This is a genomic window from Nocardia brasiliensis IFM 10847, assembly GCF_000710915.1.
GTDB lineage: Bacteria > Actinomycetota > Actinomycetes > Mycobacteriales > Mycobacteriaceae > Nocardia > Nocardia brasiliensis_A.
Map to the genome: position 1 here is coordinate 1 of NZ_BAUA01000062.1, position 16351 is coordinate 16351.

A 16351-nucleotide genomic window follows, 5' to 3' on the forward strand; every position below is an offset into this window, starting at 1 on the left:
CTGCTCCTGGCGGGACCGGCACGCCGGATGCGGCGGCACCGGGTGGTGGCACCGATGGCGACTCGGGCGCCCCGGCGGCACCGGGTGGCGGGGCGCAGAGCGACCAGGGCGCGCAAGCGCAGGACAAAGGCCTGGCAGGCAACGTGCAGACCTTGACCGACAGCTTGAGCAAGCTGAACGAGCTGCTGAAGCCGCCCGCTCCGCCCGCAGCGCCCCCGGCCGCGACCCCCTAGCGGCACGGCATCGAATGCCGAACTCCCGCACCTGCTTCGGGGAAGCGGTGCGGGAGTTCGGCATTCGCGGGCGACTACAGCGGCGTCACATAGGCGCCGGAGATCCCGCCGTCCACCAGGAACTGGGACGCGGTGATGAAGGAAGCGTCGTCACTGGCGAGAAACGCCACCGCGGCGGCAATTTCCTCGGGTTCGGCGAAGCGCCCCGTCGGAATGTGCACCAGGCGCCGGGCCGCGCGCTCCGGGTCCTTGGCGAACAGCTCCTGCAGCAGTGGCGTGTTCACCGGGCCCGGGCACAGTGCATTGACCCGAATCCCGTTGCGTGCGAATTGGACTCCCAGCTCGCGACTCATCGAGAGCACCCCGCCCTTGGACGCGGTGTAGGAGATCTGCGAGGTGGCCGCGCCCATCACCGCGACGAACGAGGCGGTGTTGATCACCGACCCCTTGCCGCGTTCGAGCATGTGCCCGATGGCGTACTTGCTGCACAGGTACACCGAGGTCAGGTTGACCTCCTGGACCCGCTTCCAGGCGTCCAGGCCGGTGGTGAGGATCGAATCGTCCTCCGGCGGTGAGATTCCCGCGTTGTTGAACGCGATGTCGAGCCCGCCGTAGGTGTCGACCGCGGTCTGGAACAGCGCCTCCACCTGAGCTTCGTCGGTCACGTCGACCTTGACGTACAAGCCGCCGACCTCGGTGGCGGCCGCCTCGCCGCTGGACGCGTCGATATCGGCGACGACCACCTTCGCGCCCTCCGCGGCGAAGCGACGGACCGTGGCGAGACCGATGCCGCTCCCACCGCCGGTGACGACGGCGACTCGATCCTGTAAGCGCTGCAAGGTAACTCCTGTCGGGTTTTGATGTTCGCTATTGGGTGGCGAGGAAGACGTTCTTGGTCTCGGTGAACGCCAGCGCGGCGTCGGGCCCGAGTTCCCGGCCGAGACCGGACTGTTTGAATCCGCCGAACGGCGTCCAATACCGCACGGAGGAATGCGAATTCACCGAGAGATTGCCCGCCTCGACCCCGCGGGAGACCCGCAGCGCGCGGCCGACGTCGTTGGTCCAGATGGAGCCGGACAACCCGTACTCGGTGTCGTTGGCGATCCGGATGGCGTCGGCCTCGTCCTCGAACGGCACCACCGCGACCACCGGGCCGAACACCTCCTCGGTGAGCACCCGGTCGGTGGGCGAGTCCGGCAGCACAACCGTCGGCGGGTACCAGAATCCGGGGCCGTCGGGGTGCGTGCCGGTGAACGCCACCTTGGTCGACGGCTCGACGAACCCGGCCACCCGCTCGCGGTGCGCGGCCGAGATGAGCGGCCCCATCTCGGTGGCCGCCGAAGCCGGGTCGCCGACCACCACGCCACGCACGGCGGGCTCGAGCAGTTCGAGGAATCGGTCGAAGACGGTGCGCTGCACCAGAATCCGCGAGCGGGCGCAGCAGTCCTGGCCCGCGTTGTCGAACACGCCGTACGGCGCGGTGGCGGCCGCCCGGTCCAGATCCGCGTCGGCGAACACGATATTGGCGCTCTTTCCGCCCAATTCGAGGGTCACCCGTTTCACCTGCTGCGCGCAGCCGGCCATGATCTGTGTGCCGACCTCGGTCGAGCCGGTGAACACCACCTTGCGTACCGCGGGATGGGTGACGAACCGCTGCCCGACGATCGAGCCCTTGCCGGGCAGCACCTGGAAGACGTCTGCGGGAAGCCCGGCTTCGAGAGCCAACTCGCCCAGCCGGATCGCGGTCAGCGGCGTCAGTTCGGCCGGCTTGAGCACGACCGTGTTACCGGCCGCCAGCGCGGGTGCGAAACCCCAGCCCGCGATCGGCATCGGGAAGTTCCACGGCACGATCACCCCGACCACCCCGAGCGGTTCGTGGAAGGTGATGTCGACCCCGCCCGCCACCGGAATCTGCTGGCCGAGCAGCCTTTCCGGGATACCGGCCGCGTAGTGCAGCACGTCGCGGACGTTGCCCGCCTCCCAGCGCGCGTTGCCGATGGTGTGCCCGGAGTTGGCGACCTCCAGTTGCGCGAGCTGCTCCAGGTTCGCGTCCACGGCCTCGGCGAAGCGGCGCAGCAGCCGGGCCCGGTCGCCTGGGGCCACCTCGCGCCAGGAGACCGCGGCGCGCCGGGCCCGGTCGATCGCGGCGTCGGTCTCGGCCGCGCCGACCAGTTCGACCGTCGTCACCACCTGTTCGGTCGCCGGGTTGACCACCTGCGCTGTCGTCACGAGTTCCGCTCCCTTCGATAGTCTTCGGCCGCGGCGACCAGTGCCCCGATCAGCCTGCGGTCGACCGCATCCACCTCCGGATGCCATTGCACGCCGATCAGAAACGGGCCGTCCGGCGCCTCGACCGCCTCGATGGTGCCGTCGGACGCGTGCGCGCTGACCACCAGTCCCGGCGCCAGGCGGTCGATCGCCTGATGATGGTGACAGTGCGCCTTCACGTGCGCCCCGGCGATCGCCGCGACCCGGCTGCCCGCCACCGGCGCCGCGTCGGTGACGGTGAAGCCACCGGTCGTACCCGAATGCTCGGCGTGCCCGAGCACCTCGGGCAGATGCTGCACCAGCGTGCCGCCCAGCGCGACGTTCACCACCTGCATGCCCCGGCACACCGCGAGGACCGGCAGTTCGGCCGCGCGCGCCAGCGCGAACAATCCGAACTCGGACTCGTCGCGGTCCGGCCGGGTGTAGGTGTCCGGATGCGGCTGCGCGCCGTAGCGGTCCGGGGTCACGTCGGCGCCGCCGGTGAGCACCAATCCGTCCAGGCGCGCCACCAGTTCCGCGCGGGCAACTCCGGCGGGCGGCAGCAGCACCGGGATGCCGCCGGCCGCCACGACCATCTGCACGTAGCTGTACTGCAGCACCGCGCTGTCGACGTCCCAAGAACCGAATCGGGCGCGCTCGACGTAGGTCGGCAGCCCGATCACCGGCCGTGGCCGCACCCCGGGTGCGGCCACGGCCGGCGCGGGTTCAGAGTCGTTCGAAGCCACGAATTCGCTCCCAGTCGGTGACGGCGGCGTCGAAGGCGTCCAGTTCGACCTGCGCCGCGTTGCGGTAGTGCTCCACTACATCATCACCGAACGCGGTCCGCGCCACCTTGCTGTCCCCGAACAGCTGCGCCGCCTCGCGCAGCGTGCGCGGCACGCGCGGGCGCTCCGACCGATAGGCGTTGCCCTGGAACTCCGGCTCCAGCGGCAGCCGCTGCTCGATGCCGTGCAGACCCGCCGCGACGGCGGCGGCCACGGCGAGATAGGGGTTCACATCCCCGCCCGGCACCCGGTTCTCCAACCGCAGCGACGGCCCGTGCCCCACCACTCGCAACGCGCAGGTCCGGTTGTCGCGCCCCCAGGCGACGGCGGTCGGCGCGAAGCTACCCGAGACGAATCGCTTGTAGGAGTTGATGTTCGGCGCGAGCAGGTAGGTGAATTCGCGCAGGCAGTCCAGCTGGCCCGCGACGAAATGGCGCATCAGCGGCGACCAGCCGCCGGGCTCGTCACCCGCCAATACCGCCTCGTCGGACTCCCCGCGCAGGCTGATATGGATATGGCACGAGTTGCCTTCGCGCTCATTGTATTTGGCCATAAAGGTGAGACTGCGCCCCTCCTGGGCCGCGATCTCCTTCGCGCCGGTCTTGTAGATGCTGTGGTTGTCGCACGTGGTCAGCGCGTCGTCGTAGCGGAAAGTGATCTCGTGCTGGCCGGGGTTGCACTCCCCCTTGGCCGACTCGCAATACATTCCCGCGCCGTCCATTTCGGTGCGGATGCGCCGCAGCAGCGGCTCCAGCCGGGCGGTGCCGAGCAGCGAATAGTCGACGTTGTACTGGTTGGCCGGGCGCAGCTCGCGATAGCCGGCCGACCACGCGGCCTCGTAACTGTCGTCGAACACCAGGAATTCGAGTTCGGTGCCGACGAACGCGCGCAGTCCGTGCTCGGCCAGGCGGGCGAGCTGGGCGCGCAGCACCTGTCGCGGCGAGACCGGCACCGGCTTACCGGCGGGCTCCACCTGCTCGACGTCGCACAGCACCAGCGCGGTACCCGGCCACCACGGCACCGACCGCAAGGTGTTCAGGTCCGGCCGCAGCACGAAATCCCCGTATCCGGTGTCCCAGGACGACATCGAGTACCCGGCCACCGTCGTCATGTCCACGTCGACGGCGAGCAGGTAGTTGCACGCCTCGGTCGCGTGCTCCACCACCTCGTCCAGGAAATATCTTGCCGCACAACGTTTTCCCTGTAACCGACCCTGCATGTCGGTCATCGCGACCAGCACCGTATCGATGCGCCCGGCCTCGACCTGCTCCCGCAACTGCGTCAGACTCAACATCCCGCTACGCATCAACAGCCCCTCTCGGCACCAACCGTGCTCACGCTAGAGCAAACTCGGCCGTTTTGTGATCGGACACACAAACCTGCTGCGCGCGTGCGTCGGTCGGACCGATGGTCCCGACTTTTCGGAACCTTCAGATCAATGTCGGACACCGCGCTCGTCCGGACACTCGGCTCGGTAGGGCTCGTGCGTGCATCCGATCACGCCGCGCCGCATCGAGCCAGGAGGCACTGAATCTATGGACTGTGCACAGCCGGACGCCGATACCGTCGAGGCCGCGCTCGCGATGGCGGTCCGCGCGCCCTCGGTACACAACAGCCAGCATCAGGCAGCGCAACCCCGGCGTCGCCGCGAGCAGATCGCGGCACCGTCTCTCCCTCTCCGGACGCCTTGACCCCATCTACCAGCAGTTACCCCGGCAATATCGGGTGAGACCGAGCAGTCAGCGCACGCAGGCCGGGATCGAGATGCCGGGCAACGCCTCGAGCGTAGGGACGAAGGGCGCTCGATCCACCGACCGCGCCACCGGGCACAGCCGGACGACCCGCGGCCCGGGGCCGGTGCGATTGCCGCTGTTGTCGAAGACGACCGGCCCGCCCGCCCCGGGCACCGCGGTATCGGGCGCGGAGAACCCGCTGATCGTCGCGTTCACCTGGCTGCGCTGCACCGGCATGGTGGCGGGCAGCTCGCGCAGCGCGGTGTCGATGGTGGTCACCGCGTCGTAGGCGTTGACCGCCCAGCCGTCGCCGATGTGCTCGGGATCGAAACCCGCGTCCCGGAAGTGCTGTTCGAACACGGCCCAGTTGGGGTTGCCCGGCTGCGGCGCGTCCGCCCCGGCCACCAGGGTGAAGAGCAGCCGCACCCGGCCGTCGGCGAAACTGGGCGAGGACAAGGCCTTGGTGCGCAGATCCTCGAGCGACTGGTCGGCCTCCTCGGTACGCAGCCGATTGCCGTCCGAGGTGCTGAGCACCGTCACCGAGGTCGCGGCGCACTGGCCGTTCGTGTAGGCCTCGTCGAGGCTGTACAGCAGCCTGCCCAGGTCGCGACCACGAGCGATGTAGGCGATCGTGACATCCTTCGGGGTCGAGCAGACCCGCTTGGCGGTCTGCGGCACGGTGCTCGGTTCGCTGGTGTCGAACTTGACCTCCAGCACATTGCCGCCGTACTGGCGTTGGAAAAACGGCAGGGTCGTGCAGGTGTAGGGATCCGAACCGCCGATCGGCACCATGATGAAATCCGGCCGGACCGGCGAGACCGCACCGAGCGCCTGCACCTGCACGGCGACCCGGAACGCCACGCGATAGAAGTAGTCCCGCGCGATGCCGCGCGGATAGGTGATGTCCCGATCGCAGCTGTCGAACTCGGGATTGTCGGCGCGCGAGCCGTCCTGGTCGAAACCCTCGGCGGTCACCACATCGGACACCATCGGGATCTTCGCCGCGGCGAGCACATCCGCGACCTCGGCGGTGGTCTGGTCGCTGAGGCCGATGCCCGCCACGGCGACCACGTCGGACCGATCCGCCAGGGCGCGCGCCACCGCGAGCGGGTCGCCGTCGCCGGCGTAGTCGCCGAGCTGGCCCACGACCAGTCGCATGGGATGCAGGCAACCGGTGCCGTTGGCCCGGCGCTGCCCGGCCGCCATGCCCTCCAATTCGTGGACCGCCCTGCTGCCCGCCAGCTCGTCGGTCATCGTGAGCAGCACTCCGACGGTCGCCGGGGTGCCCGGGCACTCCTGGTCCGCCGCGCGATTCTGCCGGTCGATCACCGCCAGCACCGGCGCGAACGCATCGAGCTCGAAAGCGTAAGGCCCCTCGGACAATCCGACGCAGTGCCGGCCCGCCTGCCAGGCCGCGCGGTCCGGCATCCAGCCCGGGTTGCAGGTGAACGCGTGCTGCAACCCGTCCCGGAAGGCGAACCCGGCACCGCCGAGCACGAGCAGCGCGGCGACGAGTCCCAGCCGCACCCAGTCCGTCCACGGGCGCGGAAACGGCCGCTCCGGTCTCGGAAAGACGCCTAGCCGATATCGCGATGCCACGAAAGGTCTCCTTCTGCCGCGCAGGTCACTCGAATTGGTCCGCGAGCCTGCGATAGCGATTGGCGCGCAACAGGAACGGGCCGTCGGCCGGCACGTGCTCGGCCAATTGCTCGTAGCTGTGCGCGATCCGGCGGCACAGCTCCGCCTTCAGCTCCAGCGGGGTGCCGATATCGGACTCGAACGCGGGCACCAGCGCGATCAGGACCCCGATATGCGCGCCCGGGGTGCGGGCGCGGGCGGAACTGTCCACGAGCGACCCGTCCCGCCGGACCGGATCGGGCAGTTCGACCACGGCGTCGAACAACGTCAGCCACTCCGGCGCGGACAGTTCCGCCAGCAGCGTCGTGAGTTCGTCCACTACCGCCCCGCGGCCGTTCAGCAGGCGGGCGTGCGCCAGCCGGCCCCCGCGATCACCGGCGGCGACATGCTCGAGCAACGTGCCGAGTACGCGCTCGAGACCGGGCCCGTCTTCGGGACGGGTGCGGGCCACCAGCGCGCGGAGGCCGAGCAGGCGCAGCAGCGGCGGGAGCCGCTCCGGGCCGCCCGGTGTCGTGGCCGTCCACAACGAGCGGGACTTGAACAGGATGGAATCGTGCTCGACGCCGGGCGGCAGCAGACCGACCAGGTTGCGCGCCTCCGCCTTGTGTCGCGCGGCCGAAACCGTGATCAACGCCGCGGCCAGCTCGCGACGGACCAGTTTGCGCACGCTCAGGCCCCGACCGAAGACCCGCAGCAGGTACTGCTCGACGGTCACGCCGGGCTCCGGGCCCGGACTGCGCAACAAGCCGTCGAGATTCGTCAGGTGCTGCGGCTCCTCTTTGATCAGCCGCAGCACGAGCGCCGTCGCCGCGGGGTGACCGCGGGTGAGCCGGTAGACCGTGTGGCCGATGTTCTCCGACTGGTACAGGTCGACGTCCTTGGCCATCAGCCGGACATCGCTCTCGCTCAGCTCGGGCAACCGCACCCGCGCCCAGCGCGGTCCGACCAGCACCTGGGACGCCGCGTCGAGCGGCTCCGACCACACCGCGGGCGCGGGCACCAAGCCGGCCAGTTCGTCGACCAGGACACCGGAGCTCGCGGCCACGATCGTCAGCGGGTCCGGCAGCTCGGCGCCGGTGGCGGCGATCGAACGCCGCACGCGCAGCACGGAACTGAGAAACGGGGTGGCGGCCTGCGCGTCGGCGTCGTCGATCAGCACGAAGACGTTCGAGGTGCGCCGCTTGACCTTGGCGACGCTGTGCCGCAGGTCGGCGAGCAACGCCCCGACCAGCACGTCGTCCACGTCGCGGCGGACCCGGGGGTCGAGGCTTCTGGCGTTGTTGCTCAGCCCGATCAGCGCACGCTCGGCGTCGAGACGCAGATCCAGATCCTGATGACCGAACCACGCGGCCTTCGGTCCCCAAGTGACCCGGCCGAGCAGCCGTCCGCCCAGCAACCGGCCCACCACCGCGTCGGAGACCGTATTGGCCACGGCGGGCGCGATCACGTCGACGCCGGGCACCTTGATATTGGCGGCCAGCGAACCGGCCAGATTGATCATGTTCTGGACGAAGCCGACCAGTGCGGCACGGCGTTGATACTGGTTGAGCAACAACCGCAGCCGGGTCAATTGCTCGTCCGGGGGCTGGTCGCCGAAGTTCTCGGCGATGACGATCTGCGCGATCACCAACCGGGGAAACGCGACCGCGTAGCCGGGAATGTCGACGCTGAGGCCGAGCATGACGGCGGCCAGCACGGTGCGCACCGGATTGTTCAGGTCGAACGGTTGCTCCAGCGGCCGGACCAGCACCGAGGGCGTGTGTCCCTGCCATTTGGCCAGGGCCCTACCCAACACGGCGCTGCGGCCGGAACCGCCGCAGCCCTCCAGCACCAGCACAGGTTTCGGCGGTGCCGCCACCTCACCGGCGGATACCTCGACCAATCGGTCGATCAATTCGAGTAAATCGGTGCGCCCCACAAACACCAAGCATCGCCTCCCACGGCTTGGCTGCCACCATAACAATCGGCCACCCGCGCAACAACCGTATTCAGCTCTTGGACAACGGAATTAGGGGATAAAAGCAAACCGGAAGCAGGTACCGATTCCGAACGAACCGACCGGCTCCTATGCGCCGGCTGTTCGGATCGGGCGCGCGAACAGCATGCGCCCGAGCAGGCGGAGAAAACCCAGGTGCCCGGTGAGCGCCCGCCGCGACAGCACCAGCGACCAGGTGGTCTCGGTGCCCGCCGGAGGTAGTGCGCGCCGCGCGAGCCGGTCGCCGAGCCAGTCGAGCATGACCGGCACGGCCGAGAACTGCAGCAGCAGATGGGTGCTCAGCCTGTCGCGCAGGTACCGGACGTGCGCACCGGCCGCGGTGTAGCGGGCGACCAGCGCATCGACATCGGCGACGGCGATGACCTCGTCGTACACGCCCTGCACCACGAGCAGCGGCATGGCGGGCGCCTGCGCGCCCGGTTCGATGTCGGCGAGCACCGCGCGCAGCGCCGGGGCGGCCAGCAGCGCCGCGAGACCGCCGCGACAGTGCTCGTCGATATCGCGGCGGGCGAAGCGGTACAGCAGCGGGAACGTCGCGGTGGTCTCGGTCGCCGCGAGCCAGGCCAGGTAGCGCGCGTCCAGGTGGGCGCGCAGCAGGCGATCGAGATCCGGGTAGGCGCGGCGCAGTCCCGCGGTGAAGACCGCGGCGAAACCGGCGAACAGCCCGCCGTTGAGCCGCACGAAGGCCTTGGCCGGATCGCCGACCGGCGAGGCCGCCACCGCACCCACCAGCTCCAGCTCCGGCGCGTACTCCGCCGCCAACTCGGCGGCCCACGCCGTGGCCAGACCACCACCCGAATACCCCCACAGCGCGACGGGCGTGCTCGGCGCCAGGCCGAGCGGCCCGAAGGCCAGCGCGGCCCGGATACCGTCGAGCGCACGGTATCCGGGCTCGCGCGCCACACCGAAGCGGCCCGCCGTGCCGCCGTGATCGGGCACCGACACGGCCCAGCCGCGGTTCAGCGCAGCGGCGATGAGCGGCAACTCCAGTTGCGGGATCGCCCCGGCCGCCCGGGCGCCGCGCCGCAGCGCGTAGGAGGGCAGGCATTTCGAGGCGACGGCGTCGATCGCGCACTGGAACGACACCAGCGGCCGCGCCGCGGCGGGGTCGGCGCCCCAGGGCAACAGCACCGTGGTGACCGCCACCTCGGGGACACCGTGCAGATCACAGGTCCGATAGACCAGCTGCCAGGCCGGAACACGCTGCGGCACAACGCCGAACAGCGCGAGTTCGACTGTCCTGGCGCGCACCACCGCACCCGGCGGCAGCTGATCCAGCGTCGACGGCGGCGCGTAGAACGGATCGTCCTCGGGCAGCAGCGGAAAGACGGTGCGCGGCGCGACGACCGGACCGATCAGGCCACGCACGGGATCGGCACTCATGGACTCTGCTTCCTCTCGATCGCCTCGTCGCGCCATCGGTGCCGCGCTCTGTCCTGCGGCCAACCCAACCATGGGTCGGTGCGGAAATAAATTGGTGCGAAAGACAATTCACACCGGCCGCAATTCTGCGCCGCGGGTAGTGACAGCGCGGTCAGAAACTGCCCCCGCCGCCGATCAGCCAAGGATTGAAGGTGCATTCGAGATTCGGCGAGGCGACCGGATCCAGCGCACGCAACACGATCGAGACGGCGCGCGGCGAGTACATGAGCGTGAGGTGATCGGACATGTCCTGCGCGCAGCCGTCCTGCAACGTGATGTTGTGCACCGTGGCGTCGGCGCCCGCCCGCAGGAAGGTCCAGTCGTACGGATTCATCACCTGGTCGAAACGCGAACCGACCGATGTGTATTCGACGCCGGGAACGGTGTCGCCCGAGGCGTTCAACGTGGCGTAGAACGGCGAACCCACCGCCTGTTGGATATTGGCGAAGCCGACCAAGGGCTCGTAGAAGCCGAGAATGTCCACGCCGAGGTTGTTGATCATCCGGCCCAGGGTGGCGATGCCGAGCAGTGAGGTGCCGTGATGGGTGGCGCCGAAACTGACCAGCCTGCGCACCTTCGGCGCACCGCCCTCGAATTTCAGATACTGGTTGGCCACCGTGCCGCCCTGCGAATGCGCGACGATGTCCACCGTGTCCGCACCCGTGGCCGCCTGCACCCGGTCGACGAATCGGCTCAGCTGGCGCGCGGAATCCTCCATCCGGCCGACCCCGTACCGACCGGGCAGCACCGGCCCGAGACCACCGCCCGTCAACAGACCGGAGCGACCGAAATTGAAGGCGTACACGCAATATCCGGCGCGGGCGAGGCGCGGCGCGAGGTAGGCGAAGCTGTCGTAGGCGTTGAGCCAGGTGCCGTGCAGCAGCACCACCGGCCGCGGGTGTGCGGCGCTCGGCTGACAATCCCAGCGGTTCGCGCCCGGTGGCGCGGCGTCGGGATGGGTCAGCCCATAGGCGAAAGCGCTCAGGTAGGAGGACATTTCCGGTCCCTCACCGAGTACGTCCGACGCGTGACTGAGCCCTGCGCTGCTTCCGGTATCCAGGACCGCTCGCGGTTGCCTGCCGTCCGCAGCCGGTGTCAGCCCGGCGTCGATCGCCGCCGAGAGTGCCGATCCGGTTGGATCACCGCCCGGATCACCGCTCGCCGCACCGGAACCGAGCAGCGTGGCGACGGTCAGGCCCGCGGTGAGGGCGGCGCCGAACAGGGCGCGCATGGCATTGTGCGTCATTGCAAGCATGTCAGTTCACATTCCCATCAAACGATTTCGCGCTCCGTACGCAAATCGACGACGCCACTGTGATGCGGGTCATATCGGAGGCGTAATCGAATCTATGGCGGTGGCCGCCGCGATGTCACTGCACGTCGGCGAGAACAATCGGACGGCGAAATTGTTGCGCGCACCAAAGTTTCGCTCGATGTGCCGGTTGCCTTGCCGGGTAAACCTGTCGTTGGAAACAATCGGCACATGTCCGCCATCCTTTCGCCGCCGACCGATCGCGTCCCGCTGGTGACCCGGCTGCTCACCCGCTGGCCGCAGATCTCCGAACGCATGCTGGCCGCCGGACTCGGCACCACCGCGCCCACGGCGGATCTGCCGGAAGGACATTTCACCGCCGAGGTGCTGCCCGCGATCTACGCGTGCGGCCGAGCCGTCCTGCAGGCCATCGGCGAACAGCGGGAGTTCACCAGAGCCGAGGTGGCGGCGTTCGTCGCGCCGGTGGCCCAGCGGCACGCGCAGGACCGTATTCCGTTGTCGCTGTTGATCGAAGCGATGCACGGCTCCGCCCAGTCGGTGCTGCACGAAGCGGCGGCCTTGGCGGGCGCCGCCGAGCTGGACGAGCTGGTCGTCGTCGGCAGCAGGCTGCTCGAACTGCTGATGCACATCAACATCACCGTCGTCGAGACCTACGCCGAGGTCGAGCAATCCATTTATCACACCGAACGCGAAGCGCGCCGCGCGTTGTGCGCGGCACTGCTCGGCGGTCTACCCGCCGAAGAACTGGCCGCGCGCGCCGATACCGCGCTCGCGGAGCGATACACGGTGCTGGCCATCCACATCCGCCACGAAGATCACCCGAGCGCGGTCGCCGGGCTCATCAGCAGGCGGCGGATCAGAATTCTGCAGCGCACCCTGGACGCGCTCGCGGGGACCACGGCACTGGCCACCTTCGACGGCTGCACCGGAATCGCCCTGTTGCCCACCGGCACCGAGCACGATCCCGACGAACAGCCCTACGAGCAACTCGCGACAGAACTCGCCGCGCACTTCGGCGTCGCAGTGTTCGTCACCGAATATCGTTGCGTCGCCAGGGAATCGGTACCGCAGGTCGCGCGCGAAGCCACCGAACTCGCCGAATTGGCCCGCCTGCTGGGCCGGCCGGCCGGCTGCTATCGCCTCGATGATCTGCTACTCGAATATCAGCTCACCCGCCCAGGCCCGGCCCGGGACCGATTGGCCGAGCGGATCACGCCGATCCTGGACAGTCCCCACCTCATCGAGGCGCTCGACGCGCATCTGCGTCACGGCGCCGACCGCAAGACCGCGGCCGCGGGCATCCACATCCACCCCAATACCTTCAGTTACCGCCTGCGCCGCATCGCCGACCTCACCGGCATCGATCCCGGCGAACCCGACGGATCGCGACTGCTCGCCGCGGCGGCGCTGATCCATCGCCTGTTCCCGGCGGCCGACGCGAACGCCGCGACGCCGCCGGGACAGCACCTCGCCTAGATGACGTGCCAGGCCTGCAGCAGGTAGGTGATGTTGGCGGCAATGGACGTGACTACGTTCGCCAGATTCAACGCGGACGAACCCAGATCGATAAGCGGCACCGAAATTCCTCCATCAGATGGGACTGCGAAATCCCCTTCAATGTAGTGATCGACGGTGGCGTACGCGCTGCTCGCGCGGTGCCGGACCGCCCGGCGCCCACGCGGGCCATCCCCTGAAAAGACATGCCCGGACGGCAGTTTCGGCACACCTAGCGGGCAATGGCCATCGGGCCGCTGTGAGGGAGTTCACCGCGGCTCTCGTCACAGTGGCCACAGCAGGCCCATTCCGGAGATATCGGTCGAGTCCTGCCGCCGCGGCAACCGCCCCCTTGATTTCCGCAGCTGCGGAAATATACTGCCTTCTGTGTCGAATTTGCGGATCAGTGAGGTCGCGGTGCTGGCCGGTGTCAGCGACGACACCGTGCGCCGGTGGATCGATCAGGGCAAGCTGACCGCGATCCAGCTCGGCAACGGACGCAAGGGCGTCCGCGGCCGGGAGCTGGCCGAATTCCTCCAGGCCACCGCCGAGACGCCGGAACCCGGCGTCACCGTCGCCGCCTCCGCCCGCAACCGGATGCGCGGCATCGTGACGCGGGTGGTCAAGGACACCGTGATGGCGCAGGTGGAAATGCAGGCCGGCCCGTTCCGGCTGGTCTCGCTGCTGAGCCGTGAATCCGTCGACGAGCTCGGGCTCGAGGTCGGCAGCGTCGCGGTGGCCTCGGTCAAATCCACCCACGTCGTCGTCGAGATTCCGGAAAGCTGATGAGGACGAACATGATTCGCTCGCTGAGTAGCGCCGCCGCGCTCGGCGTCGCCGTGCTGGGCCTGGCCGGCTGCGGCTCGGACGACGAGGCCGCGCCCGCGGGCCCGGACGGGATCGGCGGCACCGTCACGGTGTTCGCCGCGGCCTCGCTGACCGAGACCTTCACCGAACTCGGCGAACAGTTCGAGGCCGCGCACCCCGGTGTCAAGGTGGTGTACAGCTTCGGCGCCAGCTCGGCGCTGGCCGAACAGATCAACCAGGGCGCGCCCGCCGACGTGTTCGCCTCGGCCGCGCCGAAGAACATGCGGCAGGTCCAGGACAAAGGAGAGGTGACCGTCGCGCCGGTCACCTTCGTGCGCAACCGGCTCGAGATCGCGGTCCCGAAGGGCAACCCCGGCCACATCACAGGGCTGGCCGACTTCGGCAAGACCGAACCGAAGCTCGCGCTGTGCGCCGCACAGGTGCCGTGCGGCGCCGCCGCCGAGACCGTGTTCGAGGCCGCGGGGGTCACCCCGCGGCCCGACACCCGCGAGGCCGACGTGAAAGCGGTGCTGACCAAGGTCAAGCTGGGTGAGGTCGACGCGGCACTGGTCTACCGGACCGATGTACGGGCGGCGGGCGACCAGGTGGCGGGCATCGACTTCGCGGAGTCGAGCAAGGCGATCAACGACTATCCGGTCGCGCCGCTCGCGCACGCCCCCAACGCGGCCGCGGCCGCCGCGTTCGTCGAGTTCGTGCAGTCGCCGCGGGCCCGCGCCGTGTTCACCGAGGCGGGATTCGACAACCCGTGACCCGGACGGCACGGCGGACGGCCACGGGGCGGCGACCGCTGGTCCTGCTGCTACCCGCGCTGTGCGCGCTGGCCTTCTTGCTGGTGCCGCTGGCCGGCCTGCTGTGGCGGACACCGTGGCGTGGTCTGCCCGATCGCCTGCTCAACGCCGAAGTCGGTCAGGCCCTGCAACTTTCGCTGGTGTGCGCGAGCTCAGCGACGGTGCTCTGCCTGGTGTTCGGCGTACCGCTGGCGTGGCTGCTCGCGCGCGGCGACCTCCCGGGACGCGGGGTGCTGCGCGCTTTGGTCACCGTGCCCCTGGTGCTGCCGCCGGTGGTGGGCGGCGTCGCGCTGCTGCTCGTGTTGGGCAGGCGCGGGTTGATCGGGCGGTATCTGTACGAATGGTTCGGCGTCTCACTACCTTTCACCACCGCCGGGGTGATCGTCGCGGAAGCGTTCGTCGCGATGCCGTTCCTGGTGATCTCGGTGGAAGGCGCGCTGCGGGCGGCGGATCCCCGCTTCGAGGAGGCGGCGGCCACCCTGGGGGCCTCGCGCTGGCTGACCTTCCGGCGGGTCACGCTGCCCTCGGTGCTGCCCGGCGTCGTCGCGGGCGGGGTGCTGTGCTGGGCGCGCGCGCTCGGCGAATTCGGGGCCACGATCACCTTCGCGGGCAACTTCCCCGGCAAGACCACCACCATGCCGCTCGCGGTCTACCTCGCCCTGGAATCCGACCCCGAGGACGCGATCGTGCTCAGCCTGGTATTGCTCACCGTGTCGGTGGTGGTGCTGGTCGCGTTGCGCGAGCGATGGATTCGAGGCGCGGTATGAGCCTGGCCGCCGAACTGCGGGTCACCCGCGGGCAATTCGAGCTCGACCTGCGGTTGTCCGTGGCGCCCGGTGAAGTCGTCGCCCTGCTCGGACCCAACGGCGCGGGCAAGACCACCGCGCTGCGGGCGCTGGCGGGGCTGACGCCGCTGACCGCCGGTGCGCTACGGATCGGCGAAAAGGTCTGGGACGCACCGCCGCAGGTGTTCGTGCCCGCCGAACGCCGCGAGGTCGGCGTGGTGTTCCAGGACTATCTGCTGTTCGGCCACCTCAGCGCCCTGGACAATGTCGCGTTCGGGTTGCGGGCGCGCGGTAGCCGGCGCGCGGCCGCCCGGGAGCGGGCCGCCCAGTGGCTGGACCGGGTGGGGCTCGGCGAGCAGGCGCAGGCGAAACCGCGCGCGCTGTCCGGCGGGCAGGCGCAGCGCGTCGCGCTGGCGCGGGCGCTGGCCACCGAGCCCGCGCTGCTGCTCCTGGACGAGCCGCTGGCCGCGCTCGACGCGAGTACCAGGCTGCGCGTGCGCGCCGACCTGGCCCATCACCTCGCCGACTACCCGGGGCACACCGTGCTCGTCACGCACGATCCGCTCGACGCCATGGTGCTGGCCGACCGGCTGGTCATTCTGGAGCACGGCCGGGTCGTGCAGGAGGGTGCGCCGAGCGAGGTCGCCCGGCGGCCGCGCTCGGACTACGTGGCAAACCTGGTGGGCCTCAACCTGTATCGCGGCCGAGCCGAGGGCACCACGGTCGAACTCGACGCGGGCGGCACCCTCACCGTCGCCGAACCCGGCGCCGGCCCGGTGCACGTGGCCTTCCCGCCCACCGCCGTCAGCCTGCACCCCGAACAACCCACCGGCAGCCAGCGCAATACCTGGCCCGTCGCCATCGCCGGCCTGGAACAGCACGCCCACACCATCCGCGTCCGCCTCGACGGCGCCCCACCCGTCCTCGCCGACGTCACCCCCGCCACCGTCGCCGACCTACGCCTGCAACCGGGCACCCGACTCTGGGCTGCCGTAAAAGCCACCGAAACACACACCTATCCGTCCTGAACCGCGGTGCGGCGAAGCTCCGAGCAGGGCTTCCCCCAATCCGAGCACACCTGCCAACCCCCGAGTACCTTCGTACCCGCATCATGGCGTGCACCGACACC

At 69.7% G+C, this 16351-nt stretch carries 13 protein-coding genes and 1 pseudogene; 6 read left to right on the forward strand and 8 right to left on the reverse strand.

Annotated elements, in window-relative coordinates; all coding sequences use genetic code 11:
* Positions 1-233 (forward strand): annotated as a pseudogene (locus NBRGI_RS48120) (hypothetical protein); the annotation flags it as partial.
* Positions 234-307: 74 nt separating this feature from the next.
* Here the strand turns inward: NBRGI_RS48120 and NBRGI_RS12870 are convergent.
* The 8 genes from NBRGI_RS12870 to NBRGI_RS12905 form a co-directional block, all read right to left on the reverse strand.
* On the reverse strand, positions 308-1072 hold the full coding sequence (locus NBRGI_RS12870; RefSeq protein WP_029895876.1) for a 3-oxoacyl-ACP reductase: 765 nt from the start codon (positions 1070-1072) through the stop codon (positions 308-310).
* Positions 1073-1100: 28 nt separating this feature from the next.
* A complete protein-coding gene (locus tag NBRGI_RS12875; RefSeq protein WP_029895878.1) occupies positions 1101-2462 on the reverse strand; it encodes an aldehyde dehydrogenase family protein in 1362 nt (453 codons plus the stop codon).
* Entirely contained in the window at positions 2459-3226 is a 768-nt protein-coding gene (locus tag NBRGI_RS12880; RefSeq protein ID WP_081878022.1) for a gamma-glutamyl-gamma-aminobutyrate hydrolase family protein, read from the reverse strand. The genes NBRGI_RS12875 and NBRGI_RS12880 overlap by 4 nt, the downstream gene beginning before the upstream one ends.
* Positions 3207-4571 carry a glutamine synthetase family protein gene (locus tag NBRGI_RS12885; RefSeq protein ID WP_081878023.1) on the reverse strand — a complete coding sequence of 455 codons (1365 nt, stop codon included), beginning with the start codon at positions 4569-4571 and terminating at the stop codon, positions 3207-3209. The genes NBRGI_RS12880 and NBRGI_RS12885 overlap by 20 nt, the downstream gene beginning before the upstream one ends.
* A gap of 433 nt (positions 4572-5004) precedes the next feature.
* On the reverse strand, positions 5005-6597 hold the full coding sequence (locus tag NBRGI_RS49605) for an ABC transporter substrate-binding protein (protein ID WP_029895882.1): 1593 nt from the start codon (positions 6595-6597) through the stop codon (positions 5005-5007).
* A gap of 25 nt (positions 6598-6622) precedes the next feature.
* Positions 6623-8563 (reverse strand): hypothetical protein, encoded by a 1941-nt coding sequence (locus NBRGI_RS12895; RefSeq protein WP_148310797.1) that lies wholly within the window; start codon positions 8561-8563, stop codon positions 6623-6625.
* Between the two features lie 138 nt (positions 8564-8701).
* Positions 8702-10015 (reverse strand): lipase family protein, encoded by a 1314-nt coding sequence (locus NBRGI_RS12900; RefSeq protein ID WP_036558812.1) that lies wholly within the window; start codon positions 10013-10015, stop codon positions 8702-8704.
* Positions 10016-10166: 151 nt separating this feature from the next.
* Positions 10167-11300 carry an esterase/lipase family protein gene (locus NBRGI_RS12905; RefSeq protein WP_029895885.1) on the reverse strand — a complete coding sequence of 378 codons (1134 nt, stop codon included), beginning with the start codon at positions 11298-11300 and terminating at the stop codon, positions 10167-10169.
* 237 nt (positions 11301-11537) lie between these two features.
* Here NBRGI_RS12905 and NBRGI_RS12910 point away from each other — a divergent pair, with 237 nt between their 5' ends.
* The 5 genes from NBRGI_RS12910 to NBRGI_RS12935 all read left to right on the forward strand — a co-directional run bounded on the left by NBRGI_RS12910 (position 11538) and on the right by NBRGI_RS12935 (position 16250).
* Complete coding sequence (locus NBRGI_RS12910; RefSeq protein WP_029895887.1) at positions 11538-12803, forward strand: PucR family transcriptional regulator; 1266 nt, start codon at positions 11538-11540, stop codon at positions 12801-12803.
* 405 nt (positions 12804-13208) lie between these two features.
* Entirely contained in the window at positions 13209-13607 is a 399-nt protein-coding gene (locus NBRGI_RS12920) for a TOBE domain-containing protein (RefSeq protein WP_029895889.1), read from the forward strand.
* An 11-nt stretch (positions 13608-13618) separates the two neighbouring features.
* On the forward strand, positions 13619-14398 hold the full coding sequence (modA, locus tag NBRGI_RS12925; RefSeq protein ID WP_051727712.1) for a molybdate ABC transporter substrate-binding protein: 780 nt from the start codon (positions 13619-13621) through the stop codon (positions 14396-14398).
* Entirely contained in the window at positions 14395-15204 is an 810-nt protein-coding gene (gene modB / locus NBRGI_RS12930) for a molybdate ABC transporter permease subunit (RefSeq protein WP_029895894.1), read from the forward strand. The genes modA and modB overlap by 4 nt, the downstream gene beginning before the upstream one ends.
* Positions 15201-16250 (forward strand): ABC transporter ATP-binding protein, encoded by a 1050-nt coding sequence (locus NBRGI_RS12935; RefSeq protein ID WP_029895896.1) that lies wholly within the window; start codon positions 15201-15203, stop codon positions 16248-16250. Before modB ends, NBRGI_RS12935 begins: the two co-directional genes overlap by 4 nt.
* Positions 16251-16351 lie beyond the last annotated feature (101 nt).